Raw genomic sequence first — 17,084 nt, forward strand, 5'->3', positions numbered from 1 at the left:
GGACGAGGGCGTGCCGGGTGAGGTGATCCGCTTTGTGTTCATGGGAACGCATTACAGGAAGCCGATGGATTGGACCGAGAAGAAGCGGCGGGAGGCTCACGTTGCCCTTTCAGTAATATATGACAAATTTGAAAGTGCCTTAAATAATTTTCATTCCGATGTCGTTCGCAGCCGTATGCCCGAATGGCGTTTGGAAAACTTACCGATTCCAAGTTCACCCATTAGTAGCGCGCTTGGGGACGACCTAAACACAGTAGAAGCGTTACGCCATTTTAGAGAGCACGCTCGAAACGCCGATGAAACCGATCCAAATGTTCAGCGCCAAGTCTTGGCGAATGGATTACTGTTGGGATTCTTTGCGAGGCCAACCTTTTTTCCTTCAACGATTGCAAATCGTTACTTTGATCTAAGCGTGATCGAGAGGCAGCTTATTGAACTGCGGAGTGCTGCGACTTTGACGAAGGACTACTCAGAGGTCGACCGTCTAAAATCGGCGCTTACTGAGGCCGGTGTCGAAGTTCAGGTATCCAAAGAGGGTGTGAAACTTTTGCAAGGACCGGACTTCGACCCCGCCAAACTGGAGGCGCTGAAATGACCGTCGGATTGTGGAAAAAGTCCAGCGCCCGCCCCGAGGGGGGGCGGGACGGGCGCCGGACGACGGTGCCGTCCGGGTCTTTAGGCTGGGCGTTGCGCCAGTTGGGGAGTGTGGAAAATGACTGAGCGCCTCTACCTCTACGACACCACTCTCCGAGACGGTCAGCAAACCCAGGGTGTGCAGTTTTCGCTGGAGGAAAAGCTGGAGATTGCGCGGCTGCTGGATGAGTTGGGCGTGGATTACATCGAGGGCGGATGGCCCGGTGCCAACCCGACCGACAGCGCGTTTTTTGACGCAAAACCAACGCTCTCTGGCGCGACCTTCACCGCTTTCGGGATGACCAAACGGGCCGGGCGCAGTGCGGAAAATGACGAGGTGCTTGCCCCGGTGCTGAATGCCAATACGCCCGCAGTGTGCCTTGTGGGCAAGACCCATGATTTCCATGTCACCGAGGCGCTGGGGATCACGCTGGAGGAAAACCTGGAGAATATCCGCGCCTCTGTCGCTCACCTGGTGGCGCAGGGCCGCGAGGCGCTGTTTGATGCCGAGCACTTCTTTGATGGCTATAAGGCGAACCCCGCCTATGCGCTGGAATGCGCCCGTGCCGCGCTGGAGGCGGGGGCGCGCTGGGTGGTGCTGTGTGACACCAACGGCGGCACCTTGCCCCATGAGATTGGGGTGATCGTGCAAGCGGTGATCGAGGCCGGGATACCGGGGGACCGGCTGGGCATCCACACCCATGACGATACCGGCAATGCGGTGGCGGGCAGCCTTGCGGCGGTGGATGCGGGCGCGCGGCAGGTGCAGGGCACGCTGAACGGGCTGGGCGAGCGCTGCGGCAATGCCAGCCTCACCACGCTGATTCCGATCCTGCTGTTGAAAGCGCCTTATGCCAGCGCCTATGAAACCGGCGTGAGCGGCGCGGCGCTGGAGCGGATGACGCTGGTGTCACGCAAGCTGGATGACATCCTGAACCGGGTGCCGCAACGCTCGGCCCCGTTTGTTGGCTCCTCGGCGTTTGCCCATAAGGCGGGGCTTCATGCCAGTGCCATCGTGAAAAACCCGACGACCTATGAGCATATCGAGCCGAGCCTGGTGGGCAATGAGCGGGTGATCCCGATGTCAAACCAAGCGGGCACGTCGAACCTGCGGCGGCGGCTGGCCGAAGCGGGGCTGGAGGGCACGCCAGCGGAATTGAGCGCGATCCTGACGCGGATCAAGGAGAGGGAATCACAGGGCTTTTCTTATGACACCGCGCAGGCGAGCTTTGAGGTTCTGGCGCGCCGGGAGCTTGGTTTGCTGCCGCATTTCTTTGATGTTGAGCGTTACCGGGTAATTTCGGAGCGTCGGCGCAATGCCCGCGGCACCACCGTGGTGGAGAGTGAAGCGATGGTCAGCGTTACCCTGCCGGGCGGCGCGCAAAGGACCGGCTTCTACAAAAACGAGCACGCCGACGACCTGCAAGACGCGGGCCCGGTCAACGCGCTTTGGCATGCGTTGAAGCGGGATTTGGGGCCTTATCAAGACGATATCGCCGATATGCGGCTGGTCGACTTCAAGGTGCGGATCACCAATGGCGGCACCGAAGCGGTGACGCGGGTGATCATTGACAGCGAGGATGACACCGGGCGGCGCTGGGCGACGGTGGGCGTTTCGGCCAATATAGTGGATGCCAGTTTCGGCGCGTTGCTTGACGCGGTGGCCTGGAGGCTCTTGCAAAAGGGGGGGATGCCGCGCGAAGTTGTGGCATGACACCTTTTATAGAGCTTTTCGCATCGGTGCCCCGGCAGGGGCCGGGATTGGCCAAGGATGTTACGTGGGCGGTGGAGACCGCCGGAGCGGAGGACGCCACGCGGGCCTGCGATGCGGGATGCGGCACGGGGGCCGATACCGCCAGCCTTGCGGCGGCGATGCGGGGCGCGGCGGTTGTGGCTTGCGAAAAAGACGCGGGGCTGATCGCGGCCGCACAGGAGCGCCACGCCGGCAACGCGCGGATCACCGTGCGGCAGGGCAATATGGCCGCGTTAAGCGCCTTGCCGGAAGCGCCGTTTGATTTTATCTGGTGCGCCGGGGCGATCTACTTTCTGGGCACGGTGGCGGGGTTGCGCGGCTTTCTTGGGGCCATGGCACCGGGAGGGGCGGTGGCGTTTTCAGCGCCGGTCTATTTTACCGATCAGCCCTCCGGCGCGGCGCGGGCCTTCTGGATGGATGTGCCGGTGCCCACCGAAGCGGAGCTGCGCGCACAGGTGGCAGAAGCGGGCTATGTGCTGGTGGCTGACCGCCCCGTTACCAATGCGGGCTGGCAAGCGCTATACACCCCGCTGATGAAAGAGATCGCCCGGCGGCGGGCGGCGGGCGCCACGGAAGAGATGGAAGCGGTGATGGCCACGATGGAGGCCGAAAAAGCCACATGGGAGCAGGTGAAGCGCGAAACCGGCTATCAGTTGGTTGTGGCGCGCCCCGCCAACCCAAAAGAAACCTAAGGACACTGAAATGAGCTTGCAGGACTGCGCCAACCTTGTGGCCCGCGCTGACCGGGATCGCTTTGCCGCCACCATGGCCGCCCCTGTACCGGCGCGTGAGGTGCTGTTTCCACTGCATGGGTTTGCGCTGGAAGTGGCCAAGGCCCCGTGGGCCAGCCAGGAGCCGATGATCGCCGAGATGCGGTTGCAATTCTGGCGTGACGTGGTGGAAGAGGCGGGCGAGGACCGGGTGCGCGCGCATGAGGTCGCCGCCCCGCTGGCCGGGTTGATCGCAGGCGGGATGCCCGCCGCGCCCCTGCTGGCGGCGATAGATGCGCGCGCCTGGGACATTGGCCGCGCCTCCTTTGCCGATGAGGCCGCGCTCTGGGCTTACCTTGATGCCACTGGCGGCGGGCTGGTGTGGGCGGCGGCGGCGGCCTTGGGCGCCCCCGGCGCGGCGGAAGAGGGGCTGCGGGAATGGGGGCAGGGCGCGGCGCTGGCGCGGTTTTTGCTGGCGGTGCCAGAGCTTGAGGCGCGGGGCCGGGTGCCCTTGGTGGATGGGCGGCCCGAGGGGGTCGCGGCGCTGGCGCGGGAAGGTTTGGCCGCCTTGCGGCGCGGCGCGGCGCAGCGGGCGCGGCTGGGCAAGCTGGCCTCGGCCCCGATGCTTGAAGGCGCACATGCGGCTGGCGTGCTGAAGCGGGCAGCGGCAGAGCCTGCACGGGTAGCCGCCGGGGCGTTGGAGGCCAGCCCCTTTGCCAAAAGCTGGCAGTTGATGCGCCGGGCGCAGGCGCGGCGCTGGCGGGTGTAGCGCGGCGGCTAAAGCGTTTCGCCTTTATCCTGAGACATCAGATAAGGGCGAGGCGCGCAACAGTCCTGCCTCCCACCGCGCGCCGCCAAAAGCTGTGAGTCAGGGTTTTGGCGAGACGCTCTAACCTATTGATTTCGCATGTTCGAGAAGCTCAAAACCGGTTCCCACTTTTGAGCAATATGCTCTAGAGGTAGTCGCGCAGCGAAGCGAGGAAGCCGGGCACGTCCTTCAGTGCGGTTTTCAAGGGGGCGCCCGCGAGGCTGGCTTCGGTGAAGCCGTCTTCGGGGGAGAGGGCGGCCATCAGGGATTGGCGGCGCGCTTCATCCTCGTCCAGCAACGGCAAGGCCTTGGCGGCGGCGAGCAACTCCAGCGCCTCGTGAACCCGGCGCAGCTCGCGGAAGGCCTCGGCCATGGGGGCGGCGAGGTGGGGGGCGTCTTGCCAGCTTTTCCCGGCGAAAACCTCCTGGGTCACCCGCTGGCCCGCGCCAAGGCAGGTGTAGGCGGCGCAGCCGGAAAAGCCTTCTTCCTCCAGGTGGTCGTAGATCGTGCACAGGTGGCCCGCGGCCAGCTTGGGGCAGGGCAGCCCTGCGGGTTTGTCGAGCGCAAAGTCCTCACCCTTGTCAAACGCCAGCGCCATGCAGCAAAGCGCGGCGCAGCGCGGGCAATCAGGGGCAAAATCGGGGAGGTCAGCCATGGCTGCTGTCCGCTCCATTTGCAAAGGCTTCGGCGAAGGTGCCGCGATAGAGCGCTGACAGCGCGGCCAGTGGGGCGGATGCGCTGCCAAGGCTCACGCTGTCGCCCTCAAACTTGCCAACCGTGGTGATCTCAACCCCGGCGTGGCCTGCGGCGACCATCAGCGCCTCGGCCTTGTCAAACGAGCAGGCGATCAGGTAGCGGGCCTGATCCTCGCCAAACAGCGCGCCATTGCCCTCGACGGTGATATGCACGCCCACACCCGCCGCATCGGCCATCTCGAAGGCGGCGAGCGCGAGGCCGCCATCGGCGAGATCGGTGCAGGCATCAATCATCCCGGCGTTGTCGCGGATGAAGGTGCCGTTGGCCTTTTCGGCGGCCAGATCGACCTGCGGCGCATCGCCATCTTCGCGCCCGAAAGCCTCAACCAGCAGGGCGGATTGGCCAAGGTGGCTGCCCTCGGGGCCGATCATGAGCGCCACGTGGCCGGCGCGGGGGGCGCCGTCGATCAACTGGTCAAGCGAGGTGAGCAGGCCAACAGCACCGATGGTGGGGGTGGGCAGGATGCCCTGGCCATCGGTCTCGTTATAAAGCGACACGTTGCCCGAAACGATGGGGGTATCGAGCGCGGCGCAAGCCTCACCGATGCCTTTGAGCGCGCCAACGAACTGGCCCATGATCTCGGGCTTTTCGGGGTTGCCGAAGTTGAGGTTATCGGTGGTGGCCAGCGGCAAGGCCCCCTTTGCCGAGAGGTTGCGATAGGCCTCGGCCACCGCCTGCTTGCCACCCTCGAAGGGGTTGGCGCGCACATAGCGGGGCGTCACATCGGAGGTAAAGGCGAGGGCTTTTTCGGTGCCATGCACCCGCACCACGCCCGCGCCACGGCCCGGCGCAACGGCGGTATCGGCCATGACCATGTGATCATACTGCTCCCAGACCCAGCCCTTATAGGCATAGTTGGGCGAGCTGATTAGCGCCTTCAGCCCGTCGATCGCATCAATCTCGGGCACCGGGGCCAGCGCATCGGCGGCGGGGGTTTCGACCCAAGCGCGATCATACTCGGGGGCAGAGCCTGCCAGCGTGGCCAGCGGCAGATCGGCCTTGGTTTCATTGCCGTGCATCACAAGGAAGCGGTCATCGGGGAGGGTTTCGCCGACGATGGCAAAATCAAGGTCCCACTTTTCAAAGACGGCGCGGGCTTCGGCCTCTTTGGTGGGCTCCAGCACCATGAGCATCCGCTCCTGGCTTTCCGAGAGCATCATCTCATAGGCGGTCATACCGGTTTCGCGCTGGGGGACGGCATCGAGGTTGAGCTTGATGCCGAGGCCGCCCTTGTCGCCCATTTCAACGGCAGAGCAGGTGAGGCCAGCCGCGCCCATATCCTGAATGGAGATCACCGCGCCGGTTTGCATCAGCTCCAGCGTGGCCTCCATCAGGCGCTTCTCGGTGAAGGGGTCCCCCACCTGCACGGTGGGGCGCTTCTCTTCGATGGTGTCATCAAACTCGGCGCTGGCCATGGTGGCCCCGCCCACGCCATCGCGCCCGGTTTTGGCGCCAAGGTAAACAACCGGCATACCGATGCCCGAGGCGGCGGAGTAGAAGATCTTGTCGGTGTCGGCGAGGCCCGCCGCAAAGGCGTTGACGAGGCAGTTGCCGTTGTAGGCCGCATGAAAGCGCACCTCGCCGCCCACGTTGGGGACGCCGAAACAGTTGCCATAGCCGCCGATGCCCTCGACCACGCCGTTGACCAACTGGCGGGTTTTGGGGTGGGAGGGTTCGCCGAAGCTGAGCGCGTTCATCGCTGCGATGGGCCGCGCGCCCATGGTGAAGACATCGCGCAGAATGCCGCCCACGCCGGTGGCCGCGCCTTGATACGGCTCGATGTAAGAGGGGTGGTTGTGGCTTTCCATCTTGAAAACCACCGCCTGACCATCGCCGATATCAACGATGCCCGCATTCTCACCGGGGCCGCAGATAACCTGTGGGCCTTCGGTGGGCAGGGTGCGCAGCCATTTTTTTGAGGATTTATAGGAGCAATGCTCATTCCACATGGCCGAGAAGATGCCAAGCTCGGTGAAGCTGGGCTCGCGTCCGATGATTTCGAGGATGCGCTCGTATTCGTCGGGTTTCAGGCCGTGGGCTTCAATCAGTTCGGGCGTGATGGCGGGTTCTTGCATGTGGGTTCCCCTCGTGGTCTCCGGCCTTTTAGAAAAAGGGGGCCGGAAGGGAAAGCCCGTATGCGCCGGGCGAGGGGGGAAGTTGCGCAGAAAGGGGGGGAAGGGCGAATAAATCGCCGCAGGCGGTGCAGACGGTGCAGGCGGAGCGGGTCAAGACAGGGATGAAGGCAGGTTTGACCGTTGGACAAAAAAAGAGGCCGAGACAAGCTCGGCCTAAGTCCAACAGGGAGGTAAAAGACGCGATGGCCTGAGCCGTTGCGCCTGATGAAATACGATATGGGTAACTCGGGTGAGTCTATCAAGCCCCAAAGTGACGTTGATGTGACTGTCAGCTATGATTGTGGCGCATAACACACATCTTTGGGGTGTATTAAAAAACGGTCTGCTGGCTTGCCTTGGGGAATGCCTAGTCCTGCTCCGCGTCCCGCATGGCGCGCCGCTGAGTCTGGATTTCGGAGGTGACAAAATCGCGAAAGGCGGCGATCCGCTTGGATTGGCGCAATTCCTCGGGGTAGGCAAGGAAGACCGGAACCTCGTTGCTTTCTTCATCGGGCAGCACGCGCAACAGCCCGGGGGTATCCAGAGCGACGTAATCGGGCAAAATCCCGATGCCGAGATGGTTGAGAACGGCCTGAAGCACGCCGAAATAGTTGTTCACGGTCAGGCGGCGGGTGATGCCATGCGACATCAGCATTTCGATCAGCGTCGCCCCGGCTGCGACCTGCGTGGTATTGGCGCCCTGGCTGATGAGGCGATGATCGGCCAGTTGCGCCAGGGTTTGCGGCATGCCGTTGCTAGCGACATATGTTTCTGATGCATAGAGCCGCATCCGCACCGACATGAGGCGGCGGCGGATCAGATCGGCCTGTGACGGCTCTTTCATGCGGATCGCCACGTCGGCCTCGCGCATCGGCAGATCAAGCACCCGTTCCTCAAGGTTGAGATCAATCGTGAGGTCGGGGTATTTTTCATAAAGCGCTGGCAGGCGGGGCGTGAGCCATAGCGAGCCGAACCCGGTTGTGGTTGTGACCCGCAACTCGCCAAACACCTCTTCCTCGCTGTCGCGAATGCGGGCGGCGGCGGTATCAAGGCGCTTGTTCATCACGGCGGTGGCGTCAAACAACAGCTCGCCCTGTTCGGTGAGAATCAACCCGCGGGCGTGGCGGTGAAACAGGGTCGTGTTAAGTGATTCTTCGAGCGCTCTTATCTGCCGGGACACAGCAGATTGCGACAGCCCAAGCGTCTCACCCGCATGGGTGAGAGAGCCGGCATCCGCCACGGCGTGAAATATTCTTAGCTTGTCCCAGTCCATGGGTGACATATCACTACTTTATCAGAGCAATTCCTGCAGCATCCTTTTGCATGCGTGAGTCTTAATCGCAAATGATTAAAATGTAGATTACGCTTTGTAGGTCAGTCAGTGTGACCTATAATCGAAAAAATACGCAGGAGTGGAAGGACACGCGCAATGAACAGGCAGAATGTGAGCCTCAGTGATCGGTTTGACCTCGAAAAATCACCGGTCTTGCTGAATGGCACCCAGGCATTGGTGCGTCTGATGCTGATGCAAAAGGCGCGTGACCGTGCGGCCGGGCTCAATACGGCGGGCTATTGCACCGGCTATCGTGGCTCTCCGTTGGGCGCGGTGGACATGTGGATGGGGCGCACTTCCAAGCTGTTGGCCGAGAACGATATCCGCTTTGAGCCGGGCCTGAATGAAGACCTCGCCGCCACCGCTTTGTGGGGCAGCCAACAGGCCGAACTGCGCGGCGAGGGGCGGTATGATGGCGTGTTCGGGTTGTGGTATGGCAAGGGGCCGGGTGTAGACCGCTCTGGCGATGCGATGCGCCATGCCAATATGGCGGGCACCTCGCGCCACGGCGGCGTGCTGATGGCGATGGGCGATGACCACACGGGCGAAAGCTCTACCGTGTGCCACCAGTCTGATTGGGCGCTGGTGGACGCACATATGCCGGTGCTCTCGCCGGCGGGCGTGCAGGAGATCATGGATTACGGGCTTTACGGCTTTGCGCTGTCGCGGTTTGCCGGGGTGTGGGCCGGGCTGAAGGTGATGAAAGACACGGTTGAGGCCACCAGCGTGGCGGATGGCCGCCATGACCGGCTGAGCTTTGTGTTGCCGGAGTTCGAGATGCCCGAAGGTGGGCTGAATATCCGGCTTGGCGATCACTGGATCCCGCAGGAAGAGCGGTTGCTGAGCTACAAGAGGTTTGCCGCAGAAGCCTTTGCAAACACAAATAAAATTGACAAACGCGTTTGGGGGAAACCGGGCGCGAAGCTGGGCTTTGTGGCGGCGGGAAAGAACTGGCTCGATCTTGTCCACGCGCTTCAGCTTTTGGGCATTGACGAGGCCGAGGCCGAGCGGCTTGGCATCACCACATATAAGGTTGGCCAAACCTGGCCGCTGGATATGAAGGGCTTTCATGATTGGGCCGAGGGGCTTGATGTGATCACAGTCGTCGAGGAGAAGCGCAAGCTGATCGAAGTGCAGGTCAAGGAAGCGATTTTCGACGACAGGCGCGGGCGGCGGGTTTATGGCGGGATGAAGGACGGGGTTGAGCTTTTCCCCTCGCATTTTGCGCTGGAGCCGGACCAGATTGCGCTTAATCTGGGCCAGATCCTGTGCGAAGAGGGCCGCGATACGGATGCGATCAAGGCCGGGATGGCCCGGATCGAAGACGCGCGGGCAGGGGGCAATGCGCCTGACATCGCGGCGCGCCTGCCCTACTTTTGCGCCGGATGCCCGCATAACACCTCCACCAATCTGCCCGAAGGATCGCGTGGCGGGGCGGGGATTGGTTGCCACTTCATGGTCCGCTGGATGGACCGTGACACCGAGATCTTCACCCACATGGGGGCCGAGGGCGTGAACTGGCTGGGCGAGGCCCCCTTTTCGACTCGTGATCACCTTTTCCAAAACCTCGGGGACGGCACCTATAACCACTCAGGCGTGCAGGCCATTCGGGCGGCTTTGGCGTCGGATGTGAACATCACCTATAAGGTCCTGTTCAACGATGCGGTTGCCATGACCGGCGGCCAGGCCAATGAAGGCGGGCTCACGCCACAACGGATTGCCCGCGAACTGCTGGCGATGGGGGTGCGCGATGTGGCGGTGGTTTTTGATGAGAAGGAAGATGTTGATACCGGCGGCTTCCCCTCGGATGTATCGATCTCGCACCGCGAAGAATTGCCGATTATTCAGGAAAAAATGCGCAAGATCAAAGGTGTGTCGGCCATAGTTTATGTGCAAACCTGCGCGGCTGAAAAGCGCCGCCGCCGCAAGATTGGCACCTTCCCGGACCCTGACAAGCGGGTGTTTATCAACACCGATGTATGTGAGGGCTGTGGCGATTGTGGCGTTCAGTCGAACTGCGTGGCGATCCTGCCGAAAGAAACGGCGTTTGGTCGCAAGCGCGAGATTGACCAAAGCGCCTGTAACAAGGATTTCTCCTGCCTCAACGGCTTTTGCCCCAGTTTTGTAACGGTGGAGGGGGCCACGCTGCGCAAAGCGCCGAAAAAGGCAGTGGAGTTGCCGGATTTGCCAGAGCCGGAACTCCCTGTGATCACAGGCACCCATAACCTTGTGATCACAGGTGTCGGCGGAACCGGGGTGATCACCGTGGGCGCGGTGCTGGCACAGGCCGCTCATATCGAGGGCATGGGCGCGGGCATGATGGAGATGGCCGGGCTGGCGCAAAAGGGCGGGCCGGTCACGATCCACCTGCGGCTGGCGAAAAAACCCGAAGATATCAGCGCGATACGGGTTGGTACGGGGGAGGCGCATGGGGTGATCGGCGGTGATCTGGTTACCACCGCAGGGGCCAAAACCCTTGCCTTGATGCGCAGCGGGCAAACCGGGGCCGTGGTCAACGCCGCCGATATCATCACCGGGCGCTTCACTCAGGATACCGAGTTCCGCCTGCCGCATGACCGGCTGGTTCTGGCACTACAGGCGCGCATGAAGGACGCTGTGCAACTGTTTGATGCACATTCACTTTCACGAGCTTTGCTGGGGGATTCGATCTTCTCGAACATGATGATCCTCGGTGCTGCGTGGCAGGCCGGTCTGGTGCCGCTGAGCCATGGATCCATCGCCGAGGCGGTCCGTCTGAATGGCGCGGCGGTGGAGGCCAACCTGCGGGCGTTCGAGTTTGGTCGCTGGGCTGTTACCCACCCTGAAGCGGCGGCCGAGATGACAGCGCCGGATCACCCGGAAGAGCCGAGCCTTGAGGAGCATATCGCCAAACGGGAGGCGCATTTGGTCGCCTATCAAAACGGCGCGCTAGCCCGCCGCTACCGCAAGCTGGTGGATCAGGCCCCCGATGACGCCTTTCGCGAGGCGATTGCAAAGAGTTACCATAAGGTATTGGCGGTAAAGGATGAATATGAGGTGGCGCGGCTGCTCTTGAGCACCGAGGCCAAGGCGTCGGAAGCGTTTGATGGCGCGCTGCGACTCACCTATCACCTCGCCCCGCCGATGCTTGGCGGCACCACCGCAACCGGGCGGCCAAAGAAGCGGGCGTTTGGGCCTTGGGTCAGGCCGTTGTTCAAGCTGCTGGCCCGCGCCCGGGGGCTGCGCAACACGGCCTTCGATCCCTTCCGCTTTGCTGAAGAACGCAAGCTGGAACAAAGGCTTATCCTGCAATATGAGGCGGACATGGGCGAGGTGCTTGCCTCACTTGATGCCAATAACCATGAGGCCGGGCTGGCGCTGGCCCGCTTGCCGCAGGAGATCCGTGGCTTTGGCCCGGTGAAAGAGGCCAATGCGGCCAAGGCGGCCAAGCGCCGCGAGGAGCTTCTGACAGCCTTCCGCAACCCCGACGCGCCGATGAAACAAGCGGCGGAGTAGCACACAGGCCGCTCAACACCCCGGCACGGCGGCCATCCGGCACCCGCCGTGCCCTGCGACCCTTAAGCCGGGGGCAAAACCATTGATGGATTTCTGCCGAAATGCGACGTATAGCCTGATCCGAGCCTCGGTGCCGCAAGGTGCCTGCGGGCGCGACATTGACAGAAATCACACGAGCTGAGGCCCATGGCGGTTGGCGTTTTTGATAGTGGTATCGGCGGGTTGACCGTTTTGGACGCGGCGCAAAAGCGGCTGCCCGATGTGCCGTTCGTCTACTATGGCGATCACGCGCATTCGCCGTATGGTGTGCGCGATGCCGATAACATTCATGGGCTGACCAAACAGGCCGTTGAGCGGCTTTGGGACGAGGGCTGTGATCTGGTGATCCTTGCCTGCAACACCGCCAGCGCGGCGGCTCTGCGCCGGATGCAAGAGGCCGGGATGCCAGAGGGCAAGCGGGTGCTTGGCGTGTTTGTGCCGCTGATCGAGGCGCTCACGGAACGGCAGTGGGGCGACAACTCTCCCCCTCGCGAGGTGGCGGTAAAGCACGTGGCGCTTTTTGCCACCCCGGCCACGGTGGCAAGCCGGGCGTTTCAGCGGGAGCTGGCGTTTCGCGCGATTGGCGTGGATGTAGAGGCGCAGGCCTGTGGGGGCGTGGTTGATGCCATTGAAGACGGTGACATGATCCTTGCCGAAGCCCTTGTTCACAGCCATGTGGACGCGCTGAAACGCAAGATGCCCCATCCAGAGGCCGCTATCCTTGGCTGCACCCATTATCCTATGATGGAAGAGGCCTTTCAGGCGGCGCTTGGCGAGGATGTGAGCGTGTATTCGCAAGCCACCATCGTGGCAGATTCGCTGGCCGATTATCTGATCCGCCATTCTGACAAGATCGGGCAGGGCCGTGAGGCCAAGTTTCTCACCACTGGCGATCCCCGGAAGGTGACAGACCAGGCGACCCGCTTCTTGCGACGAAAAGTTGAATTTCAGCCTGCCTGATTTCAGACTATAGAACGCAAGACCAAGGAATATTGATATGACCGCCAAAATCGCCATTCTCGGCGCCTCGGGCTATACCGGGGCCGAACTCGTGAGGATCATCGCCTCTCATCCGCACATGGAAGTGGCCGCGCTGGCCGCTGACCGCAAGGCCGGGATGGAGATGCGTGATGTGTTTCCGCATCTGGCGACGCTTGATTTGCCAAGGCTGGTGAAGATCGACCAGATCGACTTTTCCGCGATTGATATGTGCTTTTGTGCGCTGCCGCATGTGACCAGCCAGCAGGTGATCCCCTCGCTGCCTGAGGGGCTGAAAGTGGTTGATCTTTCGGCGGATTTTCGGCTGCGTGACCCGGGCGCCTATGAAAAGTGGTATGGACAGCCGCATCAGGCGGTGGAGTTGCAAAAAGAGGCCGTTTACGGTCTGACCGAGTTTTACCGCGACGAGATCAGGAACGCGCGTTTTGTGGCCGGGACAGGGTGCAACGCGGCGACCGGGCTGTTTTCACTTGTTCCGTTGTTTTCCAAAGGCTTGATCGCCCCGGAAGGGGTGATCCTTGACATGAAAGTGGGGGTTTCAGGGGCCGGACGGGCGCTGAAGGAAAACCTGCTGCATGCCGAGTTGTCAGAAGGGTGGATGCCCTATGCGGCGGGCGGCAAGCATCGGCATTTGGGCGAGTTCGATCAGGAGTTCTCAAAGGCCGCCGGGCGCGAAATCAGGGTGCAGTTCACCCCTACGCTGATCCCGGCAAACCGGGGCATCCTTTCGGCGGCCTATGTGCAGGGCGATGCGGCGGCGATCCATGCGGCCCTTTCTGACACATATCAAGGCGAACCTTTCGTGCATGTGCTTTCATTTGGTCAGGTGCCCTCAACGCGCTCGGTGCGCGGCTCCAATATGGTGCAGCTGGGCGTTGCAGCCGAGCGGGATCAGGGCCGGGCCACGGTGTTTGCGGCGCTCGACAATTTGACGAAAGGCTCCAGCGGGCAGGCTGTGCAAAACGCCAACCTGATGCTGGGCTTTGATGAGACCGAGGGGCTGATGATGGCCCCGCTGTTTCCCTGAGGAGGTAAGACGTGGCTGGACTTAAGGGACTGAAAAAGAAGCGAAGAATCCAGGTCATCCTGGTGGCGACCTTGGCGCTGATACTGTCCACCGCGCTGATTGGCTACGGGATGCGGGACGGGATCAACTTTTTCCGCTCGCCGTCACAGGTGATGGACGAGCCGCCGCGCCCGGACGAGGTGTTTCGCATTGGCGGGCTGGTTGAGGAAGGCTCGATCGTGCGGGGAGATGGCGAAACGGTGCGCTTTTCGGTGACGGATGGCGGCGCGGTGGTGCCGGTGACCTTCAAGGGCATCCTGCCCGATCTGTTTTCCGAAGGGCAGGGCATGATCGGGACGGGCACTTATGATGGCAAAATCTTTTCCGCGACCGAAATTTTGGCCAAGCATGACGAAACATACATGCCCAAAGAGGTTGTGGACGCGCTGAAGGAACAGGGCGTTTATCAAGAGCCTGAATCCTGAGAGGTGGGTTGAGCTCACCCTAGAGCTTGGCCCAAATTGGGCGCTATAGGGTGAGTTTAGCCCGGTACTCCGAGGGTATTCGGCAAAGACGCGCTGGAAGCGGACCCAGAGAGCTGCCTCAGCTGACCGCGGCTTCTACCAGAAGCTCACCGGCTTCCAGCGGTGGCGTGCTGTAAGTGCCTCTGATTGCACTGAAAACCCGCGCCTTGGTTTTGCTTCGGATCAGAATGGTGTGGTCGTGAGTCAGCACCTCGATGATGCTTTCGCTGGCGTCCCAGAGCTTCCATTCCATCGACGTGACATGCAGGCACCAAATCCGCGTATCGGAGCGGACGAAAATTGTGTCGGGGTCGATCAGCTTTTGGTCGCCGCCATCACCGATCACCAACCGGACGCCACCAAGAACGCCGCCGCCACCGGCTCCGCCCGCGCCACCAACGCCGCCCGCTCCGCCAGCACCACCAGCACCGCCCGCGCCACCGGCCCCGCCCGCGCCAGCACCCTGCGCGCCCATCAGGGCTGCGAGCGCCTTCAGCTTGCAACAGAGCGCCTCTTCATACTGCTCGATCTCTTCCGGCGTGGCAGTGGCCGGGTCAGGCGGGTTGTCCATCCGCTCGGTCAACTCAGCGATCAGGCGCTTGATGATATCGCCCGCATTGGGTTTGGGCGGAGGCGGGTTTTCGGCGTCAGCCTTTGCTTTTTCGGCCGCTGTCTTGGCGGCTTTTTTCTCGCGCTCGATCTCGGCTTGCAGCGCATCGCGCATGGGGCCGGCGAGTTCGCCAAGGAGATCGTCGCCGCCAGGGAAATCCTCGCCTTCGGTCAACTCCTTATAGAGCGCCATTTTTGTTTTAATTTTTTCGATCTCTGCGGCGAGATCGGTGACTGCCTTAAAACCGTCATAGGGTGTCATTGTAAAATCCTCCTGCTGGAAATGCAGGGGGAGTATATCACGATACCCCAAAAACCTTACGTGGAGTTAACGGCCCATCCCGCAGGGGCGGGGCGGGCCGTTGAATTGCTTACCCGCCAAAGACGCGTTTGAAGATCGTGTCGACGTGTTTGGTGTGGTAATCCATGTCGAATTTCTCGTTGATCCCGTCTTCGCCGAGGGCTTTGACGACATCTTCATCGGCCAAGAGTTGCTCGCGGAAATCGACGCGGTCTTCCCAGACCTTGAGGGCGTTGCGCTGCACCATTGAATAGGCATCTTCGCGGCTCACGCCGGCTTGGGTGAGGGCGAGCAGCACCCGTTGGCTCATCACGAGGCCGGGGAATTTGTTCATGTTGTCGAGCATATTATCGGGGAAGATCAGCATCTTGTCGATCACGCCGGTGAGCCGTTTGAGCGCGAAATCGAGGGTGATGGTGCTGTCGGGGCCGATGGCGCGCTCGACGGAGCTGTGGGAGATATCGCGCTCGTGCCAGAGGGCGACGTTTTCCATCGCGGGCACCACCGACATGCGAACGAGGCGGGCGAGGCCGGTGAGGTTTTCGGTCAGGACCGGGTTTTTCTTGTGCGGCATGGCCGAGGAGCCCTTTTGGCCCATCGAGAAAAACTCGGCCCCCTCAAGCACCTCGGTGCGCTGCATGTGCCTGATTTCAATAGCAACATTCTCGATGCTCGACGCGATCACCCCGAGGGTGGCGAAGAACATGGCGTGGCGATCGCGGGGGATGACCTGGGTGGAAATCGGCTCGGGGGTGAGGCCGAGTTTGGCGCAGACGTGGGCCTCGACTGCCGGGTCGATATTGGCGAAGGTGCCGACGGCGCCGCTGATCGCGCCGGTGGCGATTTCCTTGCGCGCGTTTTCAAGGCGTTCACGGTTGCGGTCCATCTCGGCGTAGAAGCGCGCGAAGGTGAGACCCATGGTTGTCGGCTCGGCGTGGATGCCGTGAGAGCGGCCAACGCGGACGGTATTCTTGTGCTCCATAGCCCTTTTTTTCAAGGCTTCGAGCAGGCCATCCAGATCGGCGAGCAGGATATCGGCGGCGCGGACGAGCTGCACGTTGAGGCAGGTGTCGAGCACATCGGAGGAGGTCATCCCCTGGTGGACAAAGCGGGCCTCATCAGCGCCGACATGTTCGGCCAGATGGGTGAGGAAAGCGATGACATCGTGCTTGGTGACGGCTTCGATTTCGTCGATGCGGGCCACGTCAAACTCAACATCTTGGGCCTTCCACACGGCCTCGGCGTTCTCCTTGGGGATCACCCCAAGCGCGGCCATGGCATCGCAGGCGTGGGCCTCGATCTCATACCAGATGCGGAACTTGGTGGCGGGCTCCCAGATGGCAACCATCTCGGGGCGGGAGTAGCGGGGGATCATGGCAGCGGCCTTTCACATCTGGACTGGGGCGGGTGTCGTTTAGACTGCCGCGTGGGCAGCGGCAAGGGGAAGGGCGGGCGATGCGGTGGATGATCGCGCTTTTGGCGCTGGCGCTCCCGGCGGCGGCGGAGGAACGGGCCGGGCCTAAGACGGGATTTTTTGGAAGGATTATATGAGCTTGTCGGGCGCGGGCCGGAGGGCAGGCTTTGGCAAGAGCCGGTCCGGCTGAAGGCGCGGGGCGAGCGGCTTGAGGTGGAGATTTGTGCGGACCCTGATGCGGGCGAGGCAATGCTGGTATGGGAGCGGAAACACGAGGCGTGGCGTTTGGTGGGGCGTATCCGCGGTGTGGAGCTGAGTTGCAACTGGGCGATGACAGGCGACAACACGCCGGTTTTGATTTGCGTGAACCGCGACGGTGCACGGCTGATGGGCTGGCCGGAGGCGGGTTTTGGCGGGCGGCTCATCTGTGACTAGATGTTGTGTGTTGCGCGGCCCCAAAGCGGCGTTAACCGCAAAAAGATCACAGCCACAAGGGGTGCACTACCGATGCACAAGTGATGCGCATGTCATTTGACATGGAGTGCGCGGGTGAACGCGCCGGGCGGTGGCCTTGGGTGTGGGTGGGGTGG

General features: G+C 62.1%; 13 protein-coding genes and 1 pseudogene. 9 read left to right on the forward strand and 5 right to left on the reverse strand.

Features of this window, described 5'->3' with window-relative positions; genetic code table 11:
- From P1U55_RS13500 to P1U55_RS13515, 4 genes and pseudogenes are all read left to right on the forward strand, one after another.
- Positions 1 to 595, forward strand: a pseudogene (locus tag P1U55_RS13500) (hypothetical protein); the annotation flags it as partial.
- A gap of 117 nt (positions 596 to 712) precedes the next feature.
- Positions 713 to 2,347: a citramalate synthase gene (gene cimA, locus P1U55_RS13505; protein WP_301048147.1), complete on the forward strand. Its 1,635-nt coding sequence runs from the start codon at positions 713 to 715 to the stop codon at positions 2,345 to 2,347.
- On the forward strand, positions 2,344 to 3,078 hold the full coding sequence (locus P1U55_RS13510; RefSeq protein WP_301048148.1) for a trans-aconitate 2-methyltransferase: 735 nt from the start codon (positions 2,344 to 2,346) through the stop codon (positions 3,076 to 3,078). Before cimA ends, P1U55_RS13510 begins: the two co-directional genes overlap by 4 nt.
- 10 nt (positions 3,079 to 3,088) lie before the next feature.
- The gene (locus P1U55_RS13515) at positions 3,089 to 3,865 is read left to right on the forward strand and encodes a squalene/phytoene synthase family protein (RefSeq protein ID WP_301048149.1); all 777 of its coding nucleotides are present in this window, start codon (positions 3,089 to 3,091) and stop codon (positions 3,863 to 3,865) included.
- Between the two features lie 184 nt (positions 3,866 to 4,049).
- Here the strand turns inward: P1U55_RS13515 and P1U55_RS13520 are convergent, their stop codons facing one another.
- From P1U55_RS13520 to P1U55_RS13530, 3 genes are all read right to left on the reverse strand, one after another.
- Positions 4,050 to 4,559 carry a hypothetical protein gene (locus P1U55_RS13520; protein WP_301048150.1) on the reverse strand — a complete coding sequence of 170 codons (510 nt, stop codon included), beginning with the start codon at positions 4,557 to 4,559 and terminating at the stop codon, positions 4,050 to 4,052.
- Entirely contained in the window at positions 4,552 to 6,735 is a 2,184-nt protein-coding gene (gene purL, locus P1U55_RS13525; RefSeq protein WP_301048151.1) for a phosphoribosylformylglycinamidine synthase subunit PurL, read from the reverse strand. Before purL ends, P1U55_RS13520 begins: the two co-directional genes overlap by 8 nt.
- 406 nt (positions 6,736 to 7,141) lie before the next feature.
- Positions 7,142 to 8,047 (reverse strand): LysR family transcriptional regulator, encoded by a 906-nt coding sequence (locus tag P1U55_RS13530; RefSeq protein WP_301048152.1) that lies wholly within the window; start codon positions 8,045 to 8,047, stop codon positions 7,142 to 7,144.
- 156 nt (positions 8,048 to 8,203) lie between these two features.
- Here P1U55_RS13530 and P1U55_RS13535 point away from each other — a divergent pair, with 156 nt between their 5' ends.
- From P1U55_RS13535 to ccmE, 4 genes are all read left to right on the forward strand, one after another.
- Positions 8,204 to 11,602 carry an indolepyruvate ferredoxin oxidoreductase family protein gene (locus tag P1U55_RS13535; protein WP_301048153.1) on the forward strand — a complete coding sequence of 1,133 codons (3,399 nt, stop codon included), beginning with the start codon at positions 8,204 to 8,206 and terminating at the stop codon, positions 11,600 to 11,602.
- 186 nt (positions 11,603 to 11,788) lie between these two features.
- A complete protein-coding gene (gene murI / locus P1U55_RS13540) occupies positions 11,789 to 12,601 on the forward strand; it encodes a glutamate racemase (protein ID WP_301048154.1) in 813 nt (270 codons plus the stop codon).
- A 37-nt stretch (positions 12,602 to 12,638) separates the two neighbouring features.
- Complete coding sequence (argC, locus tag P1U55_RS13545; RefSeq protein ID WP_301048155.1) at positions 12,639 to 13,667, forward strand: N-acetyl-gamma-glutamyl-phosphate reductase; 1,029 nt, start codon at positions 12,639 to 12,641, stop codon at positions 13,665 to 13,667.
- Between the two features lie 11 nt (positions 13,668 to 13,678).
- A complete protein-coding gene (gene ccmE / locus P1U55_RS13550; RefSeq protein WP_301048156.1) occupies positions 13,679 to 14,131 on the forward strand; it encodes a cytochrome c maturation protein CcmE in 453 nt (150 codons plus the stop codon).
- A 118-nt stretch (positions 14,132 to 14,249) separates the two neighbouring features.
- Here the strand turns inward: ccmE and P1U55_RS13555 are convergent, their stop codons facing one another.
- Complete coding sequence (locus P1U55_RS13555; protein WP_301048157.1) at positions 14,250 to 15,041, reverse strand: hypothetical protein; 792 nt, start codon at positions 15,039 to 15,041, stop codon at positions 14,250 to 14,252.
- A 109-nt stretch (positions 15,042 to 15,150) separates the two neighbouring features.
- Entirely contained in the window at positions 15,151 to 16,455 is a 1,305-nt protein-coding gene (gene purB / locus P1U55_RS13560) for an adenylosuccinate lyase (RefSeq protein ID WP_301048158.1), read from the reverse strand.
- 159 nt (positions 16,456 to 16,614) lie between these two features.
- On the opposite strand from purB, the gene P1U55_RS13565 reads away from it, so the two are divergent.
- Complete coding sequence (locus P1U55_RS13565) at positions 16,615 to 16,929, forward strand: hypothetical protein (protein WP_301048159.1); 315 nt, start codon at positions 16,615 to 16,617, stop codon at positions 16,927 to 16,929.
- The last annotated feature ends 155 nt before the right edge of the window (positions 16,930 to 17,084 follow it).

Source organism: Vannielia sp. (genome assembly GCF_029212645.1).
Classification (GTDB): domain Bacteria; phylum Pseudomonadota; class Alphaproteobacteria; order Rhodobacterales; family Rhodobacteraceae; genus Vannielia.

Coding starts and splice junctions, on each gene's coding strand:
- P1U55_RS13555 (WP_301048157.1), bottom strand. CDS start 15,041: ATGACACCCTATGACGGTTTTAAGGCAGTCACCGATCTCGCCGCAGAG.
- P1U55_RS13520 (WP_301048150.1), bottom strand. CDS start 4,559: ATGGCTGACCTCCCCGATTTTGCCCCTGATTGCCCGCGCTGCGCCGCG.
- purB (WP_301048158.1), bottom strand. CDS start 16,455: ATGATCCCCCGCTACTCCCGCCCCGAGATGGTTGCCATCTGGGAGCCC.
- P1U55_RS13535 (WP_301048153.1), top strand. CDS start 8,204: ATGAACAGGCAGAATGTGAGCCTCAGTGATCGGTTTGACCTCGAAAAA.
- P1U55_RS13510 (WP_301048148.1), top strand. CDS start 2,344: ATGACACCTTTTATAGAGCTTTTCGCATCGGTGCCCCGGCAGGGGCCG.
- P1U55_RS13515 (WP_301048149.1), top strand. CDS start 3,089: ATGAGCTTGCAGGACTGCGCCAACCTTGTGGCCCGCGCTGACCGGGAT.
- purL (WP_301048151.1), bottom strand. CDS start 6,735: ATGCAAGAACCCGCCATCACGCCCGAACTGATTGAAGCCCACGGCCTG.
- P1U55_RS13530 (WP_301048152.1), bottom strand. CDS start 8,047: ATGGACTGGGACAAGCTAAGAATATTTCACGCCGTGGCGGATGCCGGC.
- murI (WP_301048154.1), top strand. CDS start 11,789: ATGGCGGTTGGCGTTTTTGATAGTGGTATCGGCGGGTTGACCGTTTTG.
- cimA (WP_301048147.1), top strand. CDS start 713: ATGACTGAGCGCCTCTACCTCTACGACACCACTCTCCGAGACGGTCAG.
- argC (WP_301048155.1), top strand. CDS start 12,639: ATGACCGCCAAAATCGCCATTCTCGGCGCCTCGGGCTATACCGGGGCC.